The following is a 6,166-nucleotide window of genomic DNA, read 5'->3' as shown; positions in this document are numbered from 1 at the left end:
CCCCCAATCCCCCACCGGCAACCCCACCTCGGGCTCCCAACCCCACGGTGGAACGCCCACCCCCAGCACCCAAACGCCCACCAGCGGCCTCGCACACCACCCCACCGGCACCCAGCCACCCACCGGCGGCGGCCCCACTTCGGGCCCGCAGAACCCCGGCAGCGGCCTCGGCAACCCGTCGGGCACCGGCCCGACCGCAGGGACACCGGGCGGACCCACCGGCAGCCCGACCCCCGGCACCCAGTCCCCGGCGGGCGGACTCGGCAACCAGGCAGCCCCGGGATCCCACTCCCCAGCAGGCGGCCCAGGTAGCCACCCCACCACCGCCCAGTCCCCGACCGGCGGGCTCGGCACCCCCCCGACCACAGGATCACCCTCTCCCGCAGGCGGCCCGGGCAGCCACCCCGCAGGACCGCAGCCACCCACGGGCGGACTCGGCAACCAGCCCACCGGGAGTCCCCAGTCACCAGCAGGTGCGCTCGGCAGCCACGCGACCCCGGGATCACAGTCGCCAACGGGCAGCCTGGGTGGCTCCGTGACCTCAGGCGGGCCAGGGAGCCACCCGACCTCGGGAACGCAGTCCTCTGCCGGTGGCCTGAGCGGCCACCCCGCCGCAGGGCTGAACACACCGACAGGCAGCCACCCGGGCGGAAATCCGGCAGGCAACCCCGGAAACCACCCCACCGGCGGTCTGGGCCCACAGGCCCCCGCAGGCAACCAGTTCGCTGGAACGCCCGGCCCACAGGGGAGTCATCTCCCCGCGGGCCCAGGGTCCTTCGACCCCACCGGTTCCCACCCGACCAACGCCCCCAGCTCGGACAGCCACCCCAGCAGCTTCACTTCCCCCGGCAACGCGAGCACCCTCCCCCCGCGCCACGACCAGGCCCCGAACCTCCCCTCGCAGTCCTACGCGGGCGGCACCCCGGACCCGCGCTCCACCCAGTCCGACCCGGGTGGCGCACCAGGTCAGCGCCAGGAGCCCGCCGTCCACACCGGACGCCCGGATGGGAGTGGTCCGGGCAGGCACGCGGATCCCGGTGGCAGAGCAGACCCCGGACATCGCCCGGATCCCGCTCGGCCACCGCTCGCGAACCGGCCGGATCCGTCGCACCACGTGGACCAGGGCAGCCGGGCGGACACCCATCGTCAACCCGGACCCGGCGGTCGGCCGGATCCCGCGCACCGAGCCGACCCGGCCAACCGGCCCGACTCCACGCGTGGCACGGACCCCGGGCACCGGCCCGATTCCTCCCGCCAGGCTGATCCCGCGGCTCGGCAGGATCCCGCGCACCGGTCGGACCCCACCACGCGATCCGACCCCTCGCACCGCGCGGATCCCGCGCACCGGACCGACCGCCCGGATCCCGCGCACCGCCCCGAAGCGGGCGACCGGACCGACCCCACGCGCAGCAACGACCCCCAGCACCACGGCGACCCGCGGCAACACCAAGATCCTCAGCACCACCAAGACGCGCAGCACCACCAAGACCAGCAACGTCATCAAGACCCCCAGCACCACGACGACCCGGGCGCCCAGCACCCCGGTCACGGCGATGTCGACCGCTCCTCCCCCGACATCTCCGGCAACTCCGACGACGGCCCCGCGCCCGATCCGGACCCCAGCTCCACCCCCGACCCCGACACCGCTTCCAGCGACGACGGCCCACCCCCCGTCGCCTCCCCCACCCCCCGCGTAGATGACAACGGCGTCCCCCTCACCTACCTGGGCACACGCCAGGGTGAGCACCCCTATGCCGCGATGGGTGACTACGTCCCCATGGGTGGCGACCGCTCCAACGGGATGGGGAGTTACGACCAGCGGACCCGTGGTCTTATCGCCGACCACAACCCGTGGGGTTCGCACAGCGACAGGGACGACTTCAACCAGCACCACCGCCCGGACGGCACCTACCGGACCAACCAGTGGCCGCCGCACGGTGGTGCGGTGCCGGGGTCGCAGCGGGACGTCTCCCTGCCCGTCGGGTCCGTGTTGGACCGGTTCGGCGGGGAGACCGGGCGGTACCTGTCGCCGATGGGGGCCGATGGGCAGCCGTACCACTACCGCGAGCGGGCGATCTTCCCCGACAACGCGGAGGCCGGCTACCACATCTACGTCGTGCAGGACCCGTCCGGCCTGCGCGGTGAGATGGCCGATGTGGCGCCCGCGTTGGGGCAGCCGGGCGGTGGGCGGCAGTTCACCCTCCCCGACACGACCAGCGTCGAGCAGTTGCTGCAACAAGGTGTGCTGCGCGAGGTGCACGTCGTCCCCACCGATGGTGTCATCCGCGGGGTCGACCTCGGCGCCATCCCGGAAGGACTGCGCCCCAACGCTTTCGCCACTCCGGCGGGCGGCGCGCTGTTCGACCGCGACGATGCCAGCACCCGGGCGGCCGCCGACGCGGTCGCGCCGATCCCCGGGCACTTCGTGCTCGACGTCCACAGCGACGGTTCGGCCGCGGTGGTCAACGGCCAGCGGCTCGGCGGGGCGGAGTTGGCCGACCTGGCACGGGCGATGGGCTGGAACGGGTCCGACCCGATCGTGCTCACCGCGTGCGAGGCCGGGCGGACCCCGGACGGGCTCGGCGCGGACCTCGCCAGGCACGCGGGTGTGCCGGTGATCGCGCCGACGGAGCGGTCGTGGTCGGGTGAGCAGAACACGACCCCGTACTCGTCGGGCGCCGACTACACCGACGCCAACGGGCGCACCTACCCGAGGATCCCACCGGACGGCGGCTGGAACTCCTTCTCCCCCAACGGGGACATGACGCCGACCGGCTCGAACGGACTCCCGGTCACCGACGCCACCGCCCCGAGGTCCACATCGGACTCGACGCCGCCGGACCTGTCGCGCGGGCTGATCCAGTCCGACTTCACGCCGCCGCCCGCGCGCAACGCCGACAACCCGGTCCGCATCGACGTGGACGACCACGCGAACCCGGACCCGAACGACCCGAACCGGCCGCTGCGCTCGGACGAGCGGTTGATCGGCCGGACCGGGCTGGCCCCGAACACCGCGTACCACGTCGACGGTCGCGGCACCTACTACACCGACCACACCGGCGCGATCACCCACGCCGACCTGGTCTCCCCCAACACCCGCGACGACAGCAACCCCGACGTCGAGCGGCCCGCGCCGAACACCACCTACCGGGTCGACGTGGACGGCGCCGAGCACCGCTACACCACCGACGACCGGGGCTTCCCGCCCCGCTACCTGCAGTGGAGCGAGCCGTACACCACCAACCCGGACAACCCGGTGCGCGTCCCGGCGCCCGGCGCCGTCCCGGGTGACCCGCTGGGGCCGCTCGGGCACCGCGAGGCGTTCAGCGACCGGACGAACCTGCCGCCCAACACCAGGTTCGACGTGCCCGGCCGCGGCACGTTCTACACCGGACCGCCGGACGCGAACGGGTTCGGCCGGGTGGTGGCCGTCGAGGCGGTGTCGAGCCCCGGCGGGCCGCGCGACAGCGCCAACCCGGACCTGAACAACTTCCACCCCAACACCGTCTACGTCCTCGACGGCAGCTACGTGATCTCGACCAACGAGCACGGCATCGCCGCGGAGGCCACCGACGAGCGCACCTACGGGCCGAGCAGGCGCGAGACCCGCAACCAGTGGTCGCAGGACATCGTGGCGGGCGTCGGCGGCCCGAGGTTCGACGGCGGGCACATCAAACCCAACCAGGTGACGCAGCCGACCCCGGACGCGGTGGGCCAGTTCCCGCAGCTCACCACGCAGAACCAGGGCCGGGGCACGCCCAACAACCGGGACACCTGGTACGGGCAGGACATGCGGGTCGCCAGGGACCAACGTGGCGGCGCCCGCGTCGAGTGGCACGATTTCCAGGGTGACGGCGGTCCGACCCCGCACCAGGTGCACACCAGGTTCGTGCTGACCGACGCCTCCGGGGCACCCCGGATCATCCTCAGGAGATACGACAATGTCTGACGCGGACGGCACGATGTCCGAGGCCGAGAAGGCCGCCCGGTACGGCGAGCTGATCCAGCGGATCGGGGGCGCGCTGCTGGCGGCCGCCCCGCCGCAGTGGCAGCGGCTGGACCTGGTGGCGACCGTGGCCGCCTCGGTCCAGGAGTACGGGCTGGTGGTGCACCTGGCCGACGGGACCGCGGTGGGGCAGGAGCCGCCCGCCGAGGTCGCCGACGCGTTCGTGGCGTTGCGGGAGGTGACCTACACGCACGAGACGGGGGCGTGGTTCACCGCGCGGTTCGTGATGAACCCGCCGACCGAGTACCACGTGTTCTACAACTACCAGCAGGAGCCCCGGTGGGACCCGCCGGTGCCGACCGAGGTGTACGCGCGCGACCTGGAGCGGTTCCCCCGGGCCGACGACCAGGTGCCGAACTGGTTGCGCCGCCGCCTCGGCCTGCCGCCGCTGCCGGTCTCGACCGAGCCCGCGGGCATCGTCGAGCAGCGGGAGCTGGGGCAGCGGATCAGCGACCTGCTGGTGACCAGGGCACCGAGCGACTGGACGCAGCTGCGGGTGGGGTACCGGGCGGCGGGCCAGTACACGGAGTTGCGCGGCAAGGTCATCGGCCTGGACGGGCAGTTGCGGGACTGGGCGCCGCCCGCCGAGGTGGCGGACGAGTTCGCGGTGCTGCGGGCGCGGATGGCGCACCCGGAGCGCGGCACGTGGTCGGGCGCGCAGGTGATCGTGGAGTACCCGCTGCGCGCGAGCACGAGCTACGCCTTCGAGGACCCCGGGTGGACCAGCCCGCCGCCGCGCCCGGCGGTCCTCGACGAGCTGAACAGGTTCCCGCGCTCGCCCGAGCACGTGCCCGCGTGGATGCGGGACCTGGTGCCGGACCTGGACCAGGTGCTGGCGGCCCGGGCCCGGCTGCGGCACGCGCGGGTGTTCGACCGCCGCGAGCCGGATGGCCGTCCGATCGTCGAGCGCCCACCGGTCCCCGCGGACCAGGTCGCCGGGGTCTTGCACTACCTGACCCACGCGCACGTGCTGCTGGGCGGGCGCGGGTATGACCAGGACCTGTTCGTGCCGGAGAGCGCGCCGGACGTACCTGCCGCGTTCTTCACCGACGGCACGTGGATCTGGCCTGCGTCGATCCCGCATTACCTGGCCAAGCACGGCATCCCACCGGAGGCGGACCTCGTCGAGCACATCCGGGGGGCTGGGTTCACGCCGCCGCCGGTGGACGCTGCCGCGGCGGCTCTTGCGTACACGGCGCTCACGGGTGAGGTCGCGGCTGGTTCGGTCGCCCCGGCTGCTTCGGCTGGCTCGGTTGGTGGTGATCGGGCGGAGTTGGCTCAGATCGCGTTGGCGCTGTCTGAGGCGGGTGTGTCTCCGCGCGCGTACAGCTTGGACGGTCCGGTCGACGAGAGTTGGTCGCTGGAACAGGTAGACGGGCAGTGGCAGGTAGCGCAGTACGAGCGCGGTAGGGCGTTCGCGGCACGCCAGTTCCCCACGCTGACCGAGGCGGGCGCGTACCTCCTGGGCACGCTGACCATCCTCCCCGCCCGCCGCCGAGCGGGCTTCCCCGACAACAACACCGTCGCCGCCCTCAACGACTGGCCCATCCAGCCCCTCCCCGGTGAGCCGCCGCTGACCCTGCTCACGCACAAGCGCACCGCGTGGCTGATGGAAGGCCGCGAGATCATCCGCCACGGGACCGAGGACGGGAACCTGGTGTTCACCCCCGGCACCACGTTCCCCGAGATGTCCCTACGCCCCGACCGCGAGTCGGACCCCACCCACCGCTACCGGGTGACCCGCGACCTCCCGGTCCTGGCAGGCACAACCGTCCCCTGGCACAACCAACCCGGCGGCGCCCACGCCTACCTGCTCCCCCACCCCATAACCCACCACCTAGCCAACGGCAGCCTCACCGCCATCCCCTAACCCCCCGGGCGGCTGCTCCCACCGGAGCAGCCGCCCACCCCTCACCTGCGCCTGCCCGCCACACACTCCGCTAGTCCCTACCTGCGCCCCCAGAGCCGACAACCTCTGCCCCCGCAGCACTCTCAACCAGGCTCCCCCTCCCCACCAACACCTCTTAGCGCCGCCCGAGCCTCTAACCCCCCACCGCAACGGCTTCGCGCGCGCACGCCAGTCCGGCCCCAGCCCCCACCCTCTCCGGGGGGCGTCCCAGGTCCCAGCCTATCGGCACCCACCGACAGACGATCTTGAAA

Annotated in this window: 2 protein-coding genes; both read left to right on the top strand. The window is 73.3% G+C overall.

Translation table 11 applies throughout. The features are described 5' to 3' along the window. Positions 1–1,114 precede the first annotated feature (1,114 nt). Positions 1,115–3,949 carry a TNT domain-containing protein gene (locus BMY07_RS33160; protein WP_092787277.1) on the top strand — a complete coding sequence of 945 codons (2,835 nt, stop codon included), beginning with the start codon at positions 1,115–1,117 and terminating at the stop codon, positions 3,947–3,949. Next, positions 3,942–5,876 (top strand): TNT domain-containing protein, encoded by a 1,935-nt coding sequence (locus BMY07_RS33155; protein ID WP_092787275.1) that lies wholly within the window; start codon positions 3,942–3,944, stop codon positions 5,874–5,876. The genes BMY07_RS33160 and BMY07_RS33155 overlap by 8 nt, the downstream gene beginning before the upstream one ends. Positions 5,877–6,166: the final 290 nt, after the last annotated feature.

The sequence above is a fragment of the Actinokineospora terrae genome (assembly GCF_900111175.1).
In the GTDB taxonomy this organism is placed as follows: domain Bacteria; phylum Actinomycetota; class Actinomycetes; order Mycobacteriales; family Pseudonocardiaceae; genus Actinokineospora; species Actinokineospora terrae.
The sequence above is the reverse complement of the archived record's forward strand: the minus strand, read 5'-3'. Positions and strand labels throughout refer to the sequence as shown.